Genomic DNA, 17387 nt, shown 5'->3' on the forward strand with positions numbered 1-17387 from the left:
TCCTGAAAAAGCTTTTTACAACTACTTAATAACTTATCTTTTATTATAAAAGCTCAATCATTTTTTTCTTATCTCTTCAACAATTAATTTCATAAAATACATATCATTTACAAAATAACGTTTAAACATTCTTTTTGGTTCTTTAATAAATCTATAAAACCACTCTAAAGAAAGCTTTTGCATCCATAATGGAGCTCTTTTAACTGTCCCTGCCATAAAATCAATAGCAGCACCTACTTGAATGCTCACAGGAACTTTTAATAAATGAGAATTGTTATGAATAAAGAATTCTCCTTTAGGTGATCCAAGTGATACCAGTAACAAATCCGGTGCAAAATCATTTATTTTATCTATACAACGTTTAAGCTCGATAGGATCCTTTTCAAAGCCAAAAGGAGGAGAATAAGTATCGATGCAAAAGGTTTCTCCAAATTTCTCTTTATACATTTTTGCAACTCTGTCCGCAACTCCTGGTTGTGAACCAAAAATAAAGAGTCTATGATTTTCAATGCGTGCTAATTCAAATAGTTTCGGTGTTAAATCCGCACCAGAAACTTTTGATTTAAAGGGCTTTTTAAATAGTTTTGACAAAATCACTATAGGCATGCCGTCTACTAATTTTAGACTAGCCTTTTCATATACTTTTTTGAAGTCTTTATTTTTATTGATATTAACTAAATGGTCTACGTTGGGAGTTACAACGAAACTCGTAGAGTTTTCCTTTTTATTTCTAGTAATTAAACTATTAATAGCTTGTACCGCATTATCCATATCTAAATTATCAAAATTCACGCCGAAAATATCAATCTTTTCTCTTTCCATGCTTGAAAGCCTCACTTATTTTTATTAGAAAAATTTTTTTAAAGGGCAGCTAGTTTTCTTTCTAAGGATGGACGTCCAATAGAATGATACTCAACGTTACTTACTCTAACCTCTTCTAAAGAAAAGCAATTTCGTCCATCAAATAAAATTGGCTCTTTCATAGTATTTGAAAGTTTTGAAAGATTGATCTCTTTGATTTCTTCCCATTCAGTTAAGATTAAAGCAGCATCAGCATCAGATAAAGCATCATTTACACAAGAAGCATAGCTTATTTCTTTTGGTAATATCTTTTTAGCATTTCCAATTGCAATAGGATCATAAGCAATTATGTCTGCTCCTAGCTTGGCAAGTTCATTGATTATCACTATAGAGGCAGCCTCTCTAATATCATCTGTATTAGGTTTAAAAGCAATGCCTAGTATAGCAATACGTTTACCTTCAAGTTCATCGAAACGATTTACTAATCTATCAACCAAAGTTTTTTGCTGATTATTATTTACTTTAATAACCGATTTTAAAAGTTCAAAGTTATGTTCATTGTTTCCTGCAATTTGTACTAAAGCATTTGTATCTTTAGGAAAGCATGACCCTCCATAACCAATACCTGCTTTCAAAAAATCTGTTCCAATACGTTTATCTTGACCCATCCCTATCGCGATATCTTCAATATCAGCTCCTACTTTCTCACAAATATTAGCAATTTCGTTAATGAAGCTAATTTTTGTAGCAAGAAAAGCATTTGAAGCATACTTAATCATTTCTGCGCTTCTAATATCTGTTTTAAACACTGGTATATCAAGATTTTTATAGATTCCCTCTACAAAGTCAGCTGCTTCTTTATTATCGGCACCAATGACAATCCGATCACCATTGAATGTATCTTTTACTGCTGAACCTTCCCTCAAGAATTCTGGATTAGAAACTACACTTACTTTCACATCATTAGATAAATTTTTAATAATTATATTTCTAATATAATCATTAGTCCCAACTGGCACAGTACTTTTTGTAATAACTACTGTGTCACTATTAATATAATATGCTATGCTTTTAGCAGCCTCTTCTATATAAGTTAGATCAGCTTCTCCATTTGCTTTTTGAGGAGTCCCCACTGCGATGTAAATAACGTCACTATTCATAAAACTACTTTTGTGATTACTTGAAAATTTAAGACGGCCATCTTTAATATTTTTTTTCATTAAATCTTCTAGACCTGGCTCATATATCGGTGAAATCCCTTGTTTCATCATGTTTACTTTCTTATGATCTATATCAATACAAGTAACAAAATGTCCAATTTCTGATAAGCAAACACCAGTAACTAAACCTACATACCCTGTTCCAATCACTGAAATCTTCATAAATACCTCCATTGTAAAATTTATAATTTAATGCAAAAAATACTCCTTAAAATGCATTTTTAGACCCAAATAAAAGTACGATTGTTTTAAAGATTATTTTAACATCCATAAAAATGGATTGATTTTTGATATAGTACAAATCCAATTCAACCATTTCTTTGAATCCTATATTGCTTCTTCCACTTACTTGCCAAATACCTGTACACCCAGGCGTTACAATTAACCGTTTTTTGTCATAATTCGTATACTCTGCTACTTCTCTCGGAAGAGGAGGACGTGGTCCAACTAGACTCATCTCTCCCTTTAATACATTAAATAACTGCGGTAATTCATCAACACTAGTTTTACGAATTAATCTTCCTATCCTTGTAACTCTGGGGTCATTTTTCATTTTAAACATAGCTCCTGTGGTCTCATTTAACTGAAGAAGTTCTGCTAACTTCGTTTCAGCATCAGTAACCATAGACCTAAATTTGTACATTTTAAAAATTTTACCTTTTTTCCCTATTCTCTCTTGAGAAAAAAATACCGGTCCTTTTGGATCCTCTATTTTTATAGCCAATGCTACCAATATAAATACAATAGATAATAAAATTATACCTATTAAAGAACCTATAATATCTAATGTTCTCTTAGGTACTAAGTAAACTAAGCTTTCATTACCGATAAGTTCATCAAAATTCTGGGATGCATGCGTCTTGAGGGTTGCTTTTTTTTTGGCAATTTGTGTCATACGTTACTCCCCTCATACTTCATTTTAATTCAACGAACGTATTTAATTCTTTTTTTACTATTTCGTTCATAATATTTAACAAATCTTCCCTTAAATCCTTATGTTGTAAAGCAAACTCTATGGTAGTCTCAATAAAGCCTAATTTTTCACCCACATCATGGCGTCTTCCTTCGAAGTCATAAGCAAATACGCGTTGAATTTCATTCAATTTTTGAATGGCATCCGTTAATTGAATTTCACCGCCGGCTCCTACTTCTTGTTCTTCTAAAAACTTAAAGATTTCAGGTGTAAATACGTAACGTCCCATGATTGCTAGATTTGAAGGAGCCGTGCCGGCTGCTGGTTTTTCAACAAACGTGTTCACTTGATGGCGACGGCCGTCGTTTGAAACCGGATCAATAATTCCATATCGATGTGTTTGGTTATCAGGTACCGTTTGAACGCCGATTACTGAAGATAATGTTTGTTCATATTCATTCATCAGCTGACGAAGACATGGCGTTTCCGCTTGTACAATGTCATCACCAAGTAAGACAGCAAAAGGTTCGTCTCCAATAAACTTACGTGCACACCATACTGCATGCCCTAACCCTTTTGGTTCTTTTTGACGAATGTAATGAATTTCTACGTTCGATGATTGCTGTACTTTTTCTAAAATATCAAACTTCTCTTTTGAAACTAGATTATTCTCCAGCTCAGGTGCAAAGTCGAAATGATCTTCAATCGCTCTTTTGCCTTTACCTGTTACAATAATAATGTCTTCGATTCCTGAAGCAATTGCTTCTTCAACAATGTATTGAATCGTCGGTTTATCAACAATTGGAAGCATTTCTTTTGGCATTGCTTTTGTAGCTGGCAGGAAGCGTGTTCCAAGTCCTGCTGCTGGAATAATTGCTTTTTTTACTTTTTTCATCAATTCATCATCCCTCATTCTCTCTTTTTTTACTGATTTAGGTATGTACAAGATGTAAATACTTATGGAAACGCTGTACATATACAGTTCTTTCATAAGTATTTACACAATTAAATTTTGGGCATCTAACCCGTCCTCACACCATACTCTTGACAACAATCGTGTCTAAGGTGTTTGAGCACCCACAGTACAGCCGAGTATCTCCTTTGATAGTGGTTAGGAGATATCACCATTTTTTAATATTTGTAACTTTTATTGAATATTAATCCATCCTCACTAAAAAAAGAAGAAAGTTGTCAGGAATTCTGTCTTTTAAAAAATTCCTAAAAACTTTTTCTTCTTCACTTGCTGAGGCGTATCTTGAAAACAAACATAGCCTTTTATAACAGCTTCTGCATTTTCATGAAACATATATAATGTGTCAATTCCGTATTCAGATGAAATCAACTCGCTTGCTTCTTGCATGTAGAAGTTTCTTCCTGATAGATTGTGTGCGTCAGAAGCAATCATATGAGTTAAGTTTGCTTTGATTAAATCCATAGAAAATTTCTGGATTTTTTTACCGAATCTTCCTGTTAAGCTGGATGCTGTAACTTGAGTGAGAACTCCTTTGTTCACCAGGTTGTACAAAATATCTGGATTTTCTATAAGCCGGCTGTTTCGCTCAGGATGAACAATAATAGGTGTTATCCCTTCCGACTGGATATTGTAGACTAATTTTTCTGTGAATTTCGGCACTTGGCTGGACGGCAGTTCTAAAAACAGGTATTTATCTGTTTGATTTAAGGTGAGTATTTTACCATCTTGATAGTCTTCAATAATTTCTCCATATATACGAGACTCTTGACCCGGTAATATTGTAAGAGGGATATTTTCTTGATGCAGATGAGTATTTAATCGTTCCACTCGCTGTATAATTTCATTTTTTTCATTTATGTATTGGCCATTTTGGTGGTGAGGAGTTGCAACAATCGTATGAATCCCTTCACTTACTGCTTGCTTTGCCATTTGTAAGCTGTCTTCTATGGTTTTAGCACCGTCGTCAACACCGTGCAAAATATGACAGTGAAGATCAATCATTTTTATACCCTCCTTCTCCTCCAAATAAGCTATATGAACTAGTTTATACTTATGAAATACTACCATAGGCATATTAACCCTTCAACGTCTTATTTTGTCGAAAATTATCAAATGACTCAATTTCTTCTTATTATGACGTTTTTTGTATCTGAAATAGTCTTTTCTTATCATGATAAACGTTATAACTGTATACTATTTTTTTATAATAATTAGATCTATTTTCATTTAAAAGAATTTTATTCCAATTAACTCTGCAAAACCTATTTTATCAGTGAAACCCTTGTATTTATTGAGCCTAGAGAATTATTTATTTTTAAATTTCTGATAAAAATAAGAATTTTTGTTTGTTATATTGAAAACGCAACCATTGCCTTCTTTATTGCTTTTTTATCGAAAAAAAATCCCAGAAAGTAGTAAATTTTATCTAATTAAAATATAGTCAATAAGACTTATTGAAGTTATATACTCTAACTAATTCCTTGCATTTTTCACCATCTTTTTTTATCATTAAGTGAAAATTTTGTAGAGAAAAGAGTTTTTTTATGATTTTAAAACGTGTGTTATTAGTTCTTTTGCTATTATCCATTTCAAAGTTCTCCCACACTCCCCATTTAGAAGTAACGGATCCCTCCAGCTGGACAAATCCATCCGCTTGGGATCATAACGCTACGCTTTGGTCTGTACTGCACCCTGGCAGTGAATTTTTCACTGCTTACAGCTACGGCTTTAACGTTGAGTTCATTGTACGAAAAATTGCCCACCTTTCTTTTTTCGGCATGCTAGGCTTACTTTTTTACTGGAATTTAAAAAAGCAGAGCTATCGTTATATAAAAGCATGGCTGTGTGTAGCTGCGTTTGCATTTATAGATGAAGTGCATCAGGCGTTTATTATCGGCCGAGATGGACGGATTATAGATGTAGCTGTTGATTCACTAGGTGCAGCCATTGCTTTATATTTGTTATATCGGGCGAGAAGAACGAATGTAAGAGTACCAAAGTAAGAAAAAGCATGCCGCTGGCATGCTTTTTTTTATGCTGTAAATCTCGTATTCTTTTATTTTACCGTCACTTTCGTATACGTGCTGTAGCCCCCTTGACCTTTCACTAACACGTGCAGAAGTGTCCCAGATTTTTGCTTTGGCACGGTGATAGAAAAGTTTCCTGTATTATCGGTTTTTCCCGTCGCAATGATATCTGGCCACACTTTTACATAGATGGTCGAGTTTGGCTCTGCACTTCCTGTAAGTTTGGTATCTTGACTTGAAACAACGTTAACTTTTGCTGCTGCCGGCGCCTGATCTGTTTTCACAAATAGTTTTGTATATTTGCTGTATCCACCTTGACCTTTCACTAAGACGTGAAGCTGTCTGCCCGCCGGCTGCTCTGGAATTGTAATCGAAAAGTTTCCTGCATTATCTGTTTTTCCTGTGGCAATCGTATCCGGCCATACTTTTACGTAAATAGTCGAATTTGGCTCCGCTGTTCCCGTTAGGTTTGTATCGCCTTCATTTAGCTCATTTACTTTTGCTGCTTCAGGGGCTGCATCAGACTGTACATAAATTTTTGTGTACGTACTGTAGCCGCCTTGGCCTTTCACCAGTACGTGAAGCATCGTTCCCGCTTGTTGTTTTGGCACGTCAAACGAAAAATTTCCTGTAGCGTCTGTTTTTCCTGTGGCAACCGTATCCGGCCACACTTTTACGTAAATGGTCGAATTAGGTTCTGCTGTTCCTGATAGTTTGCTATCGCCAGCCTTGATTGGATCTACTTGAGCTGGATCTGGAATAGTAACTCTAGGATATTTGTCCGCGTAATGAGAGACTAAGCTTACGCCTGGATAGTAAAAGTTTAGTATATCCGTATATGATTTTCCTTGAGCAGCCATCGCATTTGCTCCGAATTGACTTAAACCGACTCCATGCCCGTTTCCTTTTCCTTCAATAGTAATCGTTTGAGTATCTGCCTTTTGATTAGTGACCATCAAACTTTTAAAACGGACGCCATCAAGCATAAATCGAATGTTATCTGCTTTATCTCCGGTTCGACTCCATGTCTCAACCGCAAGCTTGTTGTCTTGATCTACTTCGCCTTTCATTAGGTAGGTTACGCTGATATCTCCTTTGCTCATACGCTGACCTGACGTTGGCTGATAAAGGCTAATTTTAGAAATGCCTACAATTTTAATGTCTTTTCCTTTAAATTGAGTCGCTGTTTGCATTTGTGCTTTAATTTTGCCTGCGATTTTTTCATCCGCTTCTTTTGTTTGACTCCACCACGCGTCTGGGTTTTTCAAATCTTTTGTAGATAGGTCAATTTGCTGTTTTTGAACTGTTAATGACCATTTTGTTTGAGGATCATACGGATCAGTTTTCACTTGAAAGTAAGGATGAGAAGCCTTTCCCCACGCATTATAATCAGATTCAATGATTCCGCCGTTGCTTGAAGAAAACACAGAGTTAATTAACGCACCGTTGTACTTTAATACTTTTCCAAACGTTTCATCAACTGCGCTGTTGGTACTGTTGTACCATTCATATCCTCCGTATACTTGAAAACTTGTTGTATCATCAATGATTTTACTTGCATAGCTTAATGCGTATGTTCTCGCAGCAACAGCCTGAGATTTTAATGCGTCAGCATGCCAAGACGTATACACTTCTTTTGGAACAACGCCTTTTAAATAATCTTCCATTGGAATTGTATTGATGGGTCTGACATATTTGCTGCTTTCGTTGGTAAACTGTACGTTTCCTAAGTAGTTTCGGTTATTAATAGAAAGGAAGGCTTCGTATGTAGATGGTTTAGCAGTGAAGCTATCGAATTCACCAAGGACTTCTTGGTTATGCAGGAGTTTGACTTTGCTCCCCGCTACTTTTACTTCGTACTCTGTATTAGCTTGAAGCGTTACTTTGCTGTCTGCAATCGTATAGGACTGCGATGGCTTAATTTTAATACTGGATTGATTGCCTAAATAATTTTTTAATTTTACGGATACCGTCGGCTCTGTTTCGGCTGCCTGTACAGGCTTAATTGCAGCACTATAGCTAAACGTAACCAGTAAACTTAGCATGAATAAAACGGGTAAAATCTTTCTCATTCTGTCTACTTGTCTCCTTGTCTATTTTTCTGTTTTCCTTCGTTATATCGGCAGACTTTCGACAATTTCCAACCTTTTTAGCTAAGTTTAATTAAAATATTTCTTTATTTGAGACTAGGCAACAAATAAACCAGATAACTTACGGTTTTGAGGCTTGTTCTATCCATAGTACGCTCGTGACTTTTTATCGACATAAAAAATAGCTTCTCATAAAAAGAAGCTGGTTTAAAAGTAATTTCTCTACTTAGATTTTTGTCCCGGAGACTTTCCCAGTGTTATCGACGCTTAGCTTCCAGCTCTGTCCGTCAGGAGATTTAAGGATCAGGCTGTTTCCTTGCTGAAACTCGAGGTTTCCATACATTTTGCTTCCAGACGTTGCAACCCAAGAGGAACCTGGCATCATAGAAGACGTACCGAATATGCGGTTAATTCGAAAACGCTTGTGGTCTTTTGTATATTCGCTTAGCGTAAGCCTCATTTTATACAGCGTATTGGCTCGCACTTCTGCCGTTACGGTGTTTCCTAAGTTGTTTTTTACGTCTTTGGCTGTTGTCCATGCCCCGTCTAGTGCTGTTAGATATTCAAATTTAATATTTTTAGGTGACTCACCCCATCCAAATGAAACGCCGGCCATATTCAGCATTTTAATTGGATTTGCAGTAAAGTCCATTTCAATCACAACGGGAGCTGAAGCCGGCACGTCAAGGTAATTCATGCTTTGTTCATCAACTAAGCTGAAGCAGTTGCTGATGCTTCCTCCGTAGGGAGCTTTTCCAGCGATTTGTTTGACGGTATATTTTTTATCAGCTTGTACGAAAATATCGTCTTGATTGCCGATTATATCTGGTTTTCCTGGAAGGCCGGGAGCAAATATATTCCGGGTTTGTTCAAAAGGAGAAGTAATATCATTATACTGTCCGTTGTTTAAAATAACTGTGGATAAAAGATTAGAGGCAAGCTGATTTCGATGTGAGATACTCGTGAATTCTACGGGTGGTTGGCCGCCATTCATCAAATACGTATCCCAAATATGACCTTCAAAGGTGTTGTAAGCGCCTGAACATTTAATTGCTCGTTTCGTTTGGCTGCGGCACTGCATTTGAAAATGACTAAAGCTGTTTCCTGACGTTTCATACGGCACGTCGCTAATGCCAGCTACGTCAATTCCATACTGACAGCCGTCAATTGATAAATAGCTAAAGTTATTCGCGTTAATCCATGCAGGCGTATTGATGTTGGTGATTTTTTCGGTTTGCAGCAGCACACCCCTTTCAAAGTTGCGAAGGTGTACAAATGATACGTTCACAAAGCTAATAAAATCCCATGCCTTTTGGCAGTAAAAATAAATGCCTTTTCCGTTATAAGCGCCTGACGTATTGATCATGCTGATGTTGCTTATCGTCGTTTTGTTTCCTGTTTCTAATTGCTGCGATCCGTGAAGGTAAATGACCGAAGAGGTAAATGATGGGTCGGTCACTTCAACTGTTCCACCTGAAATCGACGCATCTTTTTGCAGCGTAAATACATGATAGTTTCCCGTTACTTTAAGTTTGGTTCCGCTGTCCATTTCAAACGAAATAGACGGTTTAATCACAATGGGTGATGCGATGGCGTACGTATAGTTTCCTGTTAGTAGTACGCGTGATAAATTGTTGCTAGCTGCGTAATCAATTGCTTGCTGTATCGCAGGGGCATCATCCGTCACGCCGTCTCTTTTCACGCCAAAACAAGCGGCGTCTACTATTCTTTCTTCACTGCAGTTTTCCATTAAACTCATCTCGCTTTCTCAGCAGGTGTAAAGCATGTACTGCTTCTATTAATTTATGCGTTTTGACTACCTGTGGTTCACTGTTTTCATAGAAAAAAAGCTTCCGGTTTAGAAGCTTTTTGCGTTCACGTTTACATATTGATTAGCAGTCGATGCAATCATTTGACTCGACGTAAAGTGCTGTTCGACTTTTTTTCTAGCACCTTTGGCAAAACGCTGCTTTTGTTCTTGCTCGGCGTACAGTTCCGTTATTTTTTCGGCAAATGCTTGAGGTGAATAAGTCGGGATTAAATAGCCCGTATCTCCATCTGCTATCGCTTCTTTCACGCCTCCTACATCAATTGAAATCATCGGTGTACCGACGGCCATTGCTTCTAAAACAACCATTGGGAATACTTCACGGTGAGAAGTTAAAAGAAGCATATCCATTTTCGTAATAAATGCTTCAGGGTCTTGTACTTCTCCCCATATCTTTATCTTTTCAGATAAGCCTTGCTGGTGAATAAGCTCTTGAATTCGCTGCAGCTCGGGTCCTCCTCCTCCGATATGAAACTTCATGTGTTCGTTACCTTTCAGCAGTGAGGCAATTTCGATAAACAGCTCGTGATTTTTTTCTTTTGAAGCTCTTGCTAACAGGCCAATATGACAGTCGAGTGAAGCACCTTTTTCCTTAAACACAAATTGATTCAGATCCACTCCGTTATAAATCGTTGTCACTTTACTGCTATTCACGCCAAGGTGCATTAACTGCTCTTGTTCAAAGCGGCTGACCGTAATCACTTGATGCACAAAAGAGTTTACGAGTTTACAAAAAAGACCCTTCGCTTTTTGTTCAAGCACCGTTACATTATGCTTTGTATAAAGTATTTTTACTTTTTTTCGCAGCAGCCGATTCACGCATACTGCATACATCACCATACGCAGGCTGTTGGCATGAATGATATCAATTTTACAAGTTCGCACTTTTTTCCAAAGCACATAAAGATTGTGAAGGTGATTTTTCCTGCTTAAAGGCGTGAACCGTTTTTTATATTGAATTTTGTTGTACAGTTCTCCCATTGCAGCTGCTGTATATACGGTAATATCCGGATGATTCAATTGATTTTCGAGCTTACAAAAATACGTTTCTGCTCCGCCTGTAATCAATTTATCCGTAATTAAAAGTACGTTTTTCAAGACTTCACATCCTTTACGATTTTGAGAGATTTTTACTTTTGGCATACGCATTCACGCTGTACTGCACAAAATAAGTCGTGCTTTTCCATAGAGGCAGCCGCTCTTGCTTACGAAGAAGGTTCCAATACCTCGTCGCTGCTTTAAGCTTGTTTCTAGAAACCGAGTGAGATACAAGACGGTAATAAGCAAGTGACTCTTGAAGACCGTACGCAGTATAGCCTTTTCTCAGTAGCGACAGCCACAGTGCCGTGTCTTCTGGCTGAATGCTTGGCATTGAAATTGCGGAAATTTGTTTTTTATCAAGCATCACCGTCAAACAGCCGATAATGGTGTTTCCCACAAGCGTCTTGTAATCAACGCTTTTAGGAACGTTCACTTCAACGCCTGTTTTTTCACCTTTTTCATTGATGATGCTGTAGCCTGTATAGGAAAAAGCGCAGTTTTTTTCAAGCATAAATGCCACTTGTTTTGTAAGTTTTTCTGCGTGCCATACATCATCGCTGTCTAAAAAGGCAAGAAAACGTCCGTTTGCTGCATTTATACCTTCATTACGTGCCGCTGCGGCTCCTGAATTTTTTGTAAGCTGAAGCAGCTGAATACGTTGATCTTTTCTACTGAATTTCTTTACTACTTCAGCCGTTTCATCTGTTGAACAGTCGTCAATCACCAGCAGCTCCCAGTTGAGGTAGGTTTGCTGCTGCACGGATTTGATGGTGGATGAAATGAAGGCTGCGCAGTTATAGGCAGGTGTAACGATTGAAACGAGGGGCTGATTTTGTTGAAAGTTTAAAAGATTCATCTCGCACTCTCCTCACTTTGATGATTTCGTAAATAGCCTGACAGCAGCGCTAAGTATAAAAAGAACAGCTCATTTACAATTAACGAAAGTGACATCATTTGAAGCAAAAAACCAACAAACGTTAAAAATAAGTAAGGTTCTTGTTTATGAATTTTTTGTTTCAAAAGCTGAAGCAACACAAGAAGTAAAAAGCTGAAATATAAGCAAAAACCAATCATACCCGTCTCTGATAAAATCTCTAAAAACGTGTTATGAACGTACAGCGCTTCACCGTAGTAAAACGAGTTGTACTCTAAAAAGTTAAAAGCGCCGATTCCGGCAAACGGATGCGATGAAAAAAACTCAAATGCCCGATTCCACAGCGAAAACCTTCCGCTTCCTCCGTCATGTAAAAAATCATCGGCCCGTTCCGTTAAAATTGTAAACACGTTAAAATTCGTCATAAAATGGGCGATAAGAGCAAGTGCACCAAATAAAAATACAAACGACAGAACTGTTTTGAGACTGTTAAGCGAACGAGTAATGAGCAAATACAGAATCAACACAGCGACCATAGCAATTAATCCGCCTCTCGAGAACGTTAAAACGCTTGCTAATGTGCTAAGTAAAAGTCCGACTTTATTTTTAGTACTACCGCTATTCGTTAAAAAGTAAGTGAAAAACAGCGTATTATAAAATACATAAATATTAGGATCATCCAGCACGCCAATCAAACGCGGATAGCTGCGGTCAATCATCACGCCCCATTTGATAATTTCTACATCGGAGGCAAATTGAAAATGAACAGCTTGAAGACCCGCCATATAAAGCAGCAAACTCACGCCGTTAAAAAGAATGCCAGCTCCGGTTAACGCACGTTTGATGCTGCCGCTATGAAACTCTGCTATGACATATTTCATTAAAAAGTAGCAAACGAGAATAAGCAAAACTCCTAGCATAATACGAAGACTCGCTTCTGGATACAGAGAAAACGCTCCGGTCATACAGTAAAAAAGATAAAATAAAAGCAGCAGCACTTCATATGCTTGAAGCTTATAGACGTAAAAAGAAGCAAAGCTAAGCAGCAGAAGTGCAAATAAAAAAATCATGTACGGTTTTAATGCAAAACCAATATTGACGTTATATTTGCTTAGCGTGACAAGAACAAAAAGGCAAAACAAAACGGTCGATTTTCGATTCTGTACATATACACTATCCATTTTGTGCCTCCTTTCTGTTCTCTACGTTTACTGGTTTGTTTTTTTGCAGGTAGCCTAGCGCTTGATTTCTAATCTCTTTATCTAGCAGCGTCAGCAGTAACACAAGCAGTATGTTTACGCACAGCGCAATAAACGGGTGCTGTGAAAATAGCAGCGTGGTAATTGCAAGCGTGCTTCCAAATAAGCAAACAAAAATCGGAAAGGTTTTACGCATGATAATGACTCTTTCAGGATTGCATAGCCAGCAGCCGAGAAACAGGATTCCTTCAATCAGCAACGCAGCATACACGGCTCCCATCACAGAATAAGCAGAGCTTAAAATATAGTAAAAAGCAATTCCCGATACGACAGCAATGAGCTGAACGCCCGTTCTTCTTCCTTGAAGTCCTTTTGTTGTTAAACCGTCCGCTAATGCTACACTTAGGCCTTGGAAAATCAGCATCAGCGACAGCCACTTTAACGCATCTCCGGCCGCAGCCCATTTCTCTCCAAACAATAAAGACACGGCAAGATCGGATAAATGATAAAAAGGTAGCGCCGTTATCATTCCTACTAAACTCATAAGCTTCACTTGCAAAATATTTAACTGTAAATGTTTGTCTGTCTGCTGATGATTATAGTGGCGAAATAATACTGGATAAAACGCACCTGCTACAATTCCTGGAACTTGATACAGCGCTGATGGAATGCGGTACGCAACGGCAAACACGCCGACGGCTGCAAGCGGAATTGTATTTTCTAATACGATTGGACCAAGCTGCGGCAGCAGCATAATCAGCAGTCCGCTTACAATAAAGGACCCGATATTCTTCAGCAGCCCCCGTTGAATTCGCTTTTTAAAATTAAACGATACTCTTTTCCCAACCATCCACAGACCGTACACTCCTGCTAAAAAGTAGGAAAAGCCAAACAAAAACGAAATAAAAAACGCGCTTGCATGCATCAGCATCCCAGCTGTGAGTAAAACAACAAGCAAAAGAGCTGAATAGATCCGAATGGCTCCTAAGTGATGCATTTGTTCAGTAAGCTGAAAATACGTAATCCCGATGCTTTGCATCGCAAGTCCTGTCACCATCGGCACAATCAAGTAATACATCATCTTTACAAGTGAAGCTTCGTGATAAAACAAGGAAATCACTATATACGCTCCTGCAAACGTCGCAAGCAAAAGCAGAATTCTCATTTTCACATACGATGACAAAAGATGATCCACGTCCGCCTGCTTTTTAGAGCCTTCGCGAAGAACCGTATTGCTTAAGCCAACGTCAGTAAAGTAGCCTAATATCATAGCAAAAGCTAGCGCTACGCTGAATCTCCCGTAACTAGCTGCGCTTAAATACTGTGCCAGTACGATAAGCGCAGCTGCATTTAACAAACGTGATACAACGGTACTAATAAATAAGTGAACAATGTTTTTCCAAATGGAATTTTTCTTCATACATCCCTCTTACTCCATCGTTTTAGCAAATCGCTGAGCTAGCGTTTCATGATAATAGTCATACGTTTTGGCCAAGCCTTTTTCAAGCGTAAAAGCAGGCGACCACTTCAGCACTTTGATGCTTTCTTTATTGCACAGTCTGCTGTCTGCAATATCACCTTCACGCACGCTGTGATAAGCAGGTGTTAAGTGACTGCCGGATATGCTTTTCATCGTAAAAAAGAGTTCGTTGATGCTGATGCTGCTGTTATTGGAAATATTAAACGTGCCGCATCCTTCATACTGAATGGCTTGTAAACACGCCTGGCTCACGTCTTCTACGTAAATAAAATCTCTTGTTTGACGGCCGCTTCCGTAAATAATCGGCTGCTGATTCGTAACAAACCGGTCAAAAAAGATTGAAATTACGCCGCCTTCCCCCTGCGAATTTTGCCGTGGACCGTACACGTTGCTGTAGCGAAGAATAACGTAGTCAATATCATACAGCTGTTTGGCAAGCTTCAAATATTCTTCAGACGTAAACTTTGACAGTCCGTAAGGTGAAGCTGGACTCGTTGGATGAGTAAGCGTAATTGGAGTAACGTTCGTATTTCCGTACACGGCAGCTGATGAAGCAAAAATGATTTTTTCAGCTCCGTGTTTTTTGCATGCATTAATAATGTTGATCGTTCCTTGAATATTAACATTGGCGTCATGATGAAAATTAGTAACGGAATGAGCCACGCTCACTTGAGCCGCTTGGTGAACAACATAATGAGGTTTAAACTCGGCAAATACTTTATCTAATTCTTCACTCACAATATCTCCGTAGTGAAAAGAAATGCCTCGATTTTCTAAGTTTGCTATTTTTCCCGTTGATAGATTGTCGATTACCTTTACTTCAAATCCGTTTTGATAAAGAAGCTCTGCCATATGTGACCCAATAAAACCGCATCCGCCTGTAACTAATACTCTTTTCATGTTATCCCTCTCCTATCTTGATCCGTCTCCTGTTACAATGACTCTTAGCGTTTTTATCATAATCTTCACGTCAAACCGTATATTCGTATGTTGAATGTAGTAAAGATCGAGCTCCAGCTTTTCTGCTGGCGTTAACTCATATCCTCCGTTAATTTGCGCCCAGCCTGTTAGTCCAGGCTTAACAGCAAGCCGCTGACTAAACGAAGGAAGTGTTTTTTGAAATTCTTCTATAAATACTGCTCTTTCAGGTCTTGGACCGACAATCGACATATCGCCTTTTAATACATTCCACAGCTGAGGCAGTTCATCAATTCGCGTTTGGCGAATCAGCTTTCCTACTCTGGTAACGCGGCTGTCATTTTTAACGGCCCACTGCGCTCCGTTTTTTTCCGCGTCACTGTACATCGAACGCAGCTTCATGATGGTAAATGGCCTGCCGCTTTGACCCAGACGCTCTTGAAGAAAGAAAGGTGAACCCGGTGTTTCAATCATCACAATAAGCGCAAACAACAAAATAACAGGCAGCAAAACCACAAGAGCTATAAACGAAATCACAATATCAAACATGCGTTTACACAGTGAGTAAAAAAGTGTAAATTCTTTTTTTAGCACGTCGGAATCACTAATCGTTTTCGAGACAATTTGATTCATCGTTTCACTTCCTTCTATATAAACTGAGGAGCTAGTGAGACGGACTCCAAATAACGCCTAGTACATGAATCCGCGCTTTTTCCAGCATATTTTTTGTTTTGACAACGGCATCTGCTTTTGTTTTGCGTTCTTCCACAACAAGCATGGTGGCATCACATTTTGCTGCAAGAATATGAGAATCTGTCTCTTCTAAAAACTGAGGTGTTTCAAAAAGAATCAAATCGTATTCTTCTTTCCATCCTTTTATGAGCTCATCAAAATACTTGGAAACAAACAGTGTGGATGCGTTTCGAAAGTGAGATCCGGCCGGAAGCACGTCCAGTCCTTTGTATGATGTTTGTTTAATGGGTACATGTCGGCCTTTCCCGTTTACTAACACATCCGTTAACCCTTCTGAACTTCCAAGGTCAAAGAGCTGATGAAGAGAAGGACAATGTACGTTTCCGTCAATAAGAAGAACGTTTTTCTCTTGTTCAGCAAATGAAATCCCTAGCTTTGCCGTCATAAGCGGCTTTTTATCGTTCACTTCCGCTGATGTGATTGTCAGGCATTTGGCTTCACTATTCAGCAGAACCTCAACATTTTTTCGAATCATATTTGTTTGGTTGATGGTTTTAGCATCTTGATACAGTGAAAATGGGTACTTTCTTCGTTTAAAACTCAAGGTTCTCCCTCCTAGTCTTTGCCTGATCACTGCCTTGCTTTTGGTTTCTCTTCATTTTTCGAGGTTGGAGTTCGATATGCCCAATGACAGGGAGACCGATAAGCTTCTCAATTTCATCTTCATTTCGAAGTGAGTCATCTGCGTATTCACGAAGAACAGCAATCGCTACTCCAAGCATGAAGCTTACGACAATTGCTATAGCTGCTACAGGAAGCGGTTTCGGAAAGATTTGTTCACTATCAGAAGGATCTGTCAGCACTTGAATATTGCTTCCTTTCATTAGCTTCTCAGCTTGATTTTTTGATAGAAAAGCGACTCTGTTTGCAATTTCACTTACTTGTTTAGAATCGTGATCTCTGACTGTAATATTAATAAACTGAGAGTTTTCATTGTGCTGAACGGTGATTTCATCACTTAAATCTTTTATTGAGCTTTTTAAGCTCAATTCATCTTTTACTCCTTTTAATACAATAGGATTTTTAATAAAATCGATGTAAGAAGAAATCAATTGTGTGTTCAGCTGTGTAATATTTGCGATTTCATCTACATTTTTAGAAGTTGCTTGATTTACCAGCACTTGAGCTGACGCTTGATATGTTGGCTTTAACACATAGAAACTTACCGCAGCAATACTTGTGCTGGCTAACAGCATAGTGGCTAAAACAGTCAGCCACCTTTTTTTTAAGATGTAAAAGAAGTCCTTAAGCTGAAGCTTATCTTGCATAA

At 38.1% G+C, this 17387-nt stretch carries 16 protein-coding genes; 1 reads left to right on the forward strand and 15 read right to left on the reverse strand.

Translation table 11 applies throughout. The features are described 5' to 3' along the window. Positions 1 to 57: 57 nt before the first annotated feature. From AC1DEF_RS17850 to AC1DEF_RS17870, 5 genes are all read right to left on the reverse strand, one after another. Positions 58 to 822 carry a WecB/TagA/CpsF family glycosyltransferase gene (locus AC1DEF_RS17850; protein ID WP_477727494.1) on the reverse strand — a complete coding sequence of 255 codons (765 nt, stop codon included), beginning with the start codon at positions 820 to 822 and terminating at the stop codon, positions 58 to 60. Between the two features lie 38 nt (positions 823 to 860). Beyond that, positions 861 to 2183, reverse strand: coding sequence for a UDP-glucose dehydrogenase family protein (locus AC1DEF_RS17855; protein ID WP_477727495.1), 1323 nt, complete (start codon positions 2181 to 2183; stop codon positions 861 to 863). A gap of 46 nt (positions 2184 to 2229) precedes the next feature. Beyond that, the gene (locus AC1DEF_RS17860) at positions 2230 to 2916 is read right to left on the reverse strand and encodes a sugar transferase (RefSeq protein ID WP_477727496.1); all 687 of its coding nucleotides are present in this window, start codon (positions 2914 to 2916) and stop codon (positions 2230 to 2232) included. 19 nt (positions 2917 to 2935) lie between these two features. Further along, positions 2936 to 3829, reverse strand: coding sequence for a UTP--glucose-1-phosphate uridylyltransferase GalU (gene galU, locus AC1DEF_RS17865; RefSeq protein ID WP_477727497.1), 894 nt, complete (start codon positions 3827 to 3829; stop codon positions 2936 to 2938). Between the two features lie 312 nt (positions 3830 to 4141). Beyond that, the gene (locus AC1DEF_RS17870; RefSeq protein ID WP_477727498.1) at positions 4142 to 4909 is read right to left on the reverse strand and encodes a tyrosine-protein phosphatase; all 768 of its coding nucleotides are present in this window, start codon (positions 4907 to 4909) and stop codon (positions 4142 to 4144) included. Positions 4910 to 5451: 542 nt separating this feature from the next. Between AC1DEF_RS17870 and AC1DEF_RS17875 the strand changes: the two genes are divergently transcribed. Further along, positions 5452 to 5910, forward strand: a complete 459-nt coding sequence (locus AC1DEF_RS17875; RefSeq protein ID WP_080967549.1) for a VanZ family protein — start codon at positions 5452 to 5454, stop codon at positions 5908 to 5910. A 53-nt stretch (positions 5911 to 5963) separates the two neighbouring features. Here AC1DEF_RS17875 and AC1DEF_RS17880 read toward each other — a convergent pair whose 3' ends face one another. From AC1DEF_RS17880 to AC1DEF_RS17925, 10 genes are all read right to left on the reverse strand, one after another. After that, on the reverse strand, positions 5964 to 8006 hold the full coding sequence (locus AC1DEF_RS17880; RefSeq protein WP_477727499.1) for a SpoIID/LytB domain-containing protein: 2043 nt from the start codon (positions 8004 to 8006) through the stop codon (positions 5964 to 5966). Between the two features lie 244 nt (positions 8007 to 8250). Then, positions 8251 to 9783, reverse strand: a complete 1533-nt coding sequence (locus AC1DEF_RS17885) for a pectate lyase family protein (RefSeq protein ID WP_477727500.1) — start codon at positions 9781 to 9783, stop codon at positions 8251 to 8253. A 99-nt stretch (positions 9784 to 9882) separates the two neighbouring features. Further along, complete coding sequence (locus tag AC1DEF_RS17890) at positions 9883 to 10950, reverse strand: glycosyltransferase family 4 protein (protein WP_477727501.1); 1068 nt, start codon at positions 10948 to 10950, stop codon at positions 9883 to 9885. A 13-nt stretch (positions 10951 to 10963) separates the two neighbouring features. Beyond that, a complete protein-coding gene (locus AC1DEF_RS17895; RefSeq protein WP_013055818.1) occupies positions 10964 to 11749 on the reverse strand; it encodes a glycosyltransferase family 2 protein in 786 nt (261 codons plus the stop codon). Next, positions 11746 to 12948 (reverse strand): O-antigen ligase family protein, encoded by a 1203-nt coding sequence (locus AC1DEF_RS17900; RefSeq protein WP_013055817.1) that lies wholly within the window; start codon positions 12946 to 12948, stop codon positions 11746 to 11748. Before AC1DEF_RS17900 ends, AC1DEF_RS17895 begins: the two co-directional genes overlap by 4 nt. Next, positions 12941 to 14386, reverse strand: coding sequence for an oligosaccharide flippase family protein (locus tag AC1DEF_RS17905; protein WP_477727502.1), 1446 nt, complete (start codon positions 14384 to 14386; stop codon positions 12941 to 12943). The genes AC1DEF_RS17900 and AC1DEF_RS17905 overlap by 8 nt, the downstream gene beginning before the upstream one ends. A 9-nt stretch (positions 14387 to 14395) precedes the next feature. After that, positions 14396 to 15346 (reverse strand): NAD-dependent epimerase/dehydratase family protein, encoded by a 951-nt coding sequence (locus tag AC1DEF_RS17910; RefSeq protein ID WP_064471392.1) that lies wholly within the window; start codon positions 15344 to 15346, stop codon positions 14396 to 14398. A 12-nt stretch (positions 15347 to 15358) separates the two neighbouring features. Next, positions 15359 to 15997 (reverse strand): sugar transferase, encoded by a 639-nt coding sequence (locus tag AC1DEF_RS17915; protein ID WP_013055814.1) that lies wholly within the window; start codon positions 15995 to 15997, stop codon positions 15359 to 15361. A gap of 31 nt (positions 15998 to 16028) precedes the next feature. Beyond that, positions 16029 to 16661 (reverse strand): CpsD/CapB family tyrosine-protein kinase, encoded by a 633-nt coding sequence (locus AC1DEF_RS17920; RefSeq protein WP_013055813.1) that lies wholly within the window; start codon positions 16659 to 16661, stop codon positions 16029 to 16031. After that, entirely contained in the window at positions 16651 to 17385 is a 735-nt protein-coding gene (locus AC1DEF_RS17925) for a YveK family protein (protein ID WP_013055812.1), read from the reverse strand. Before AC1DEF_RS17925 ends, AC1DEF_RS17920 begins: the two co-directional genes overlap by 11 nt. Between the last annotated feature and the right edge of the window lie 2 nt (positions 17386 to 17387).

It is taken from the genome of Priestia sp. 10L35 (assembly GCF_056395685.1).

What these genes read in the sequence shown, in the direction of transcription:
- AC1DEF_RS17850 (WP_477727494.1), bottom strand. Translation starts at nt 822, where the DNA reads ATGGAAAGAGAAAAGATTGATATTTTCGGCGTGAATTTTGATAATTTA.
- AC1DEF_RS17855 (WP_477727495.1), bottom strand. Translation starts at nt 2,183, where the DNA reads ATGAAGATTTCAGTGATTGGAACAGGGTATGTAGGTTTAGTTACTGGT.
- AC1DEF_RS17860 (WP_477727496.1), bottom strand. Translation starts at nt 2,916, where the DNA reads ATGACACAAATTGCCAAAAAAAAAGCAACCCTCAAGACGCATGCATCC.
- galU (WP_477727497.1), bottom strand. Translation starts at nt 3,829, where the DNA reads ATGAAAAAAGTAAAAAAAGCAATTATTCCAGCAGCAGGACTTGGAACA.
- AC1DEF_RS17870 (WP_477727498.1), bottom strand. Translation starts at nt 4,909, where the DNA reads ATGATTGATCTTCACTGTCATATTTTGCACGGTGTTGACGACGGTGCT.
- AC1DEF_RS17875 (WP_080967549.1), top strand. Translation starts at nt 5,452, where the DNA reads ATGATTTTAAAACGTGTGTTATTAGTTCTTTTGCTATTATCCATTTCA.
- AC1DEF_RS17880 (WP_477727499.1), bottom strand. Translation starts at nt 8,006, where the DNA reads ATGAGAAAGATTTTACCCGTTTTATTCATGCTAAGTTTACTGGTTACG.
- AC1DEF_RS17885 (WP_477727500.1), bottom strand. Translation starts at nt 9,783, where the DNA reads ATGAGTTTAATGGAAAACTGCAGTGAAGAAAGAATAGTAGACGCCGCT.
- AC1DEF_RS17895 (WP_013055818.1), bottom strand. Translation starts at nt 11,749, where the DNA reads ATGAATCTTTTAAACTTTCAACAAAATCAGCCCCTCGTTTCAATCGTT.
- AC1DEF_RS17900 (WP_013055817.1), bottom strand. Translation starts at nt 12,948, where the DNA reads ATGGATAGTGTATATGTACAGAATCGAAAATCGACCGTTTTGTTTTGC.
- AC1DEF_RS17905 (WP_477727502.1), bottom strand. Translation starts at nt 14,386, where the DNA reads ATGAAGAAAAATTCCATTTGGAAAAACATTGTTCACTTATTTATTAGT.
- AC1DEF_RS17910 (WP_064471392.1), bottom strand. Translation starts at nt 15,346, where the DNA reads ATGAAAAGAGTATTAGTTACAGGCGGATGCGGTTTTATTGGGTCACAT.
- AC1DEF_RS17915 (WP_013055814.1), bottom strand. Translation starts at nt 15,997, where the DNA reads ATGAATCAAATTGTCTCGAAAACGATTAGTGATTCCGACGTGCTAAAA.
- AC1DEF_RS17925 (WP_013055812.1), bottom strand. Translation starts at nt 17,385, where the DNA reads ATGCAAGATAAGCTTCAGCTTAAGGACTTCTTTTACATCTTAAAAAAA.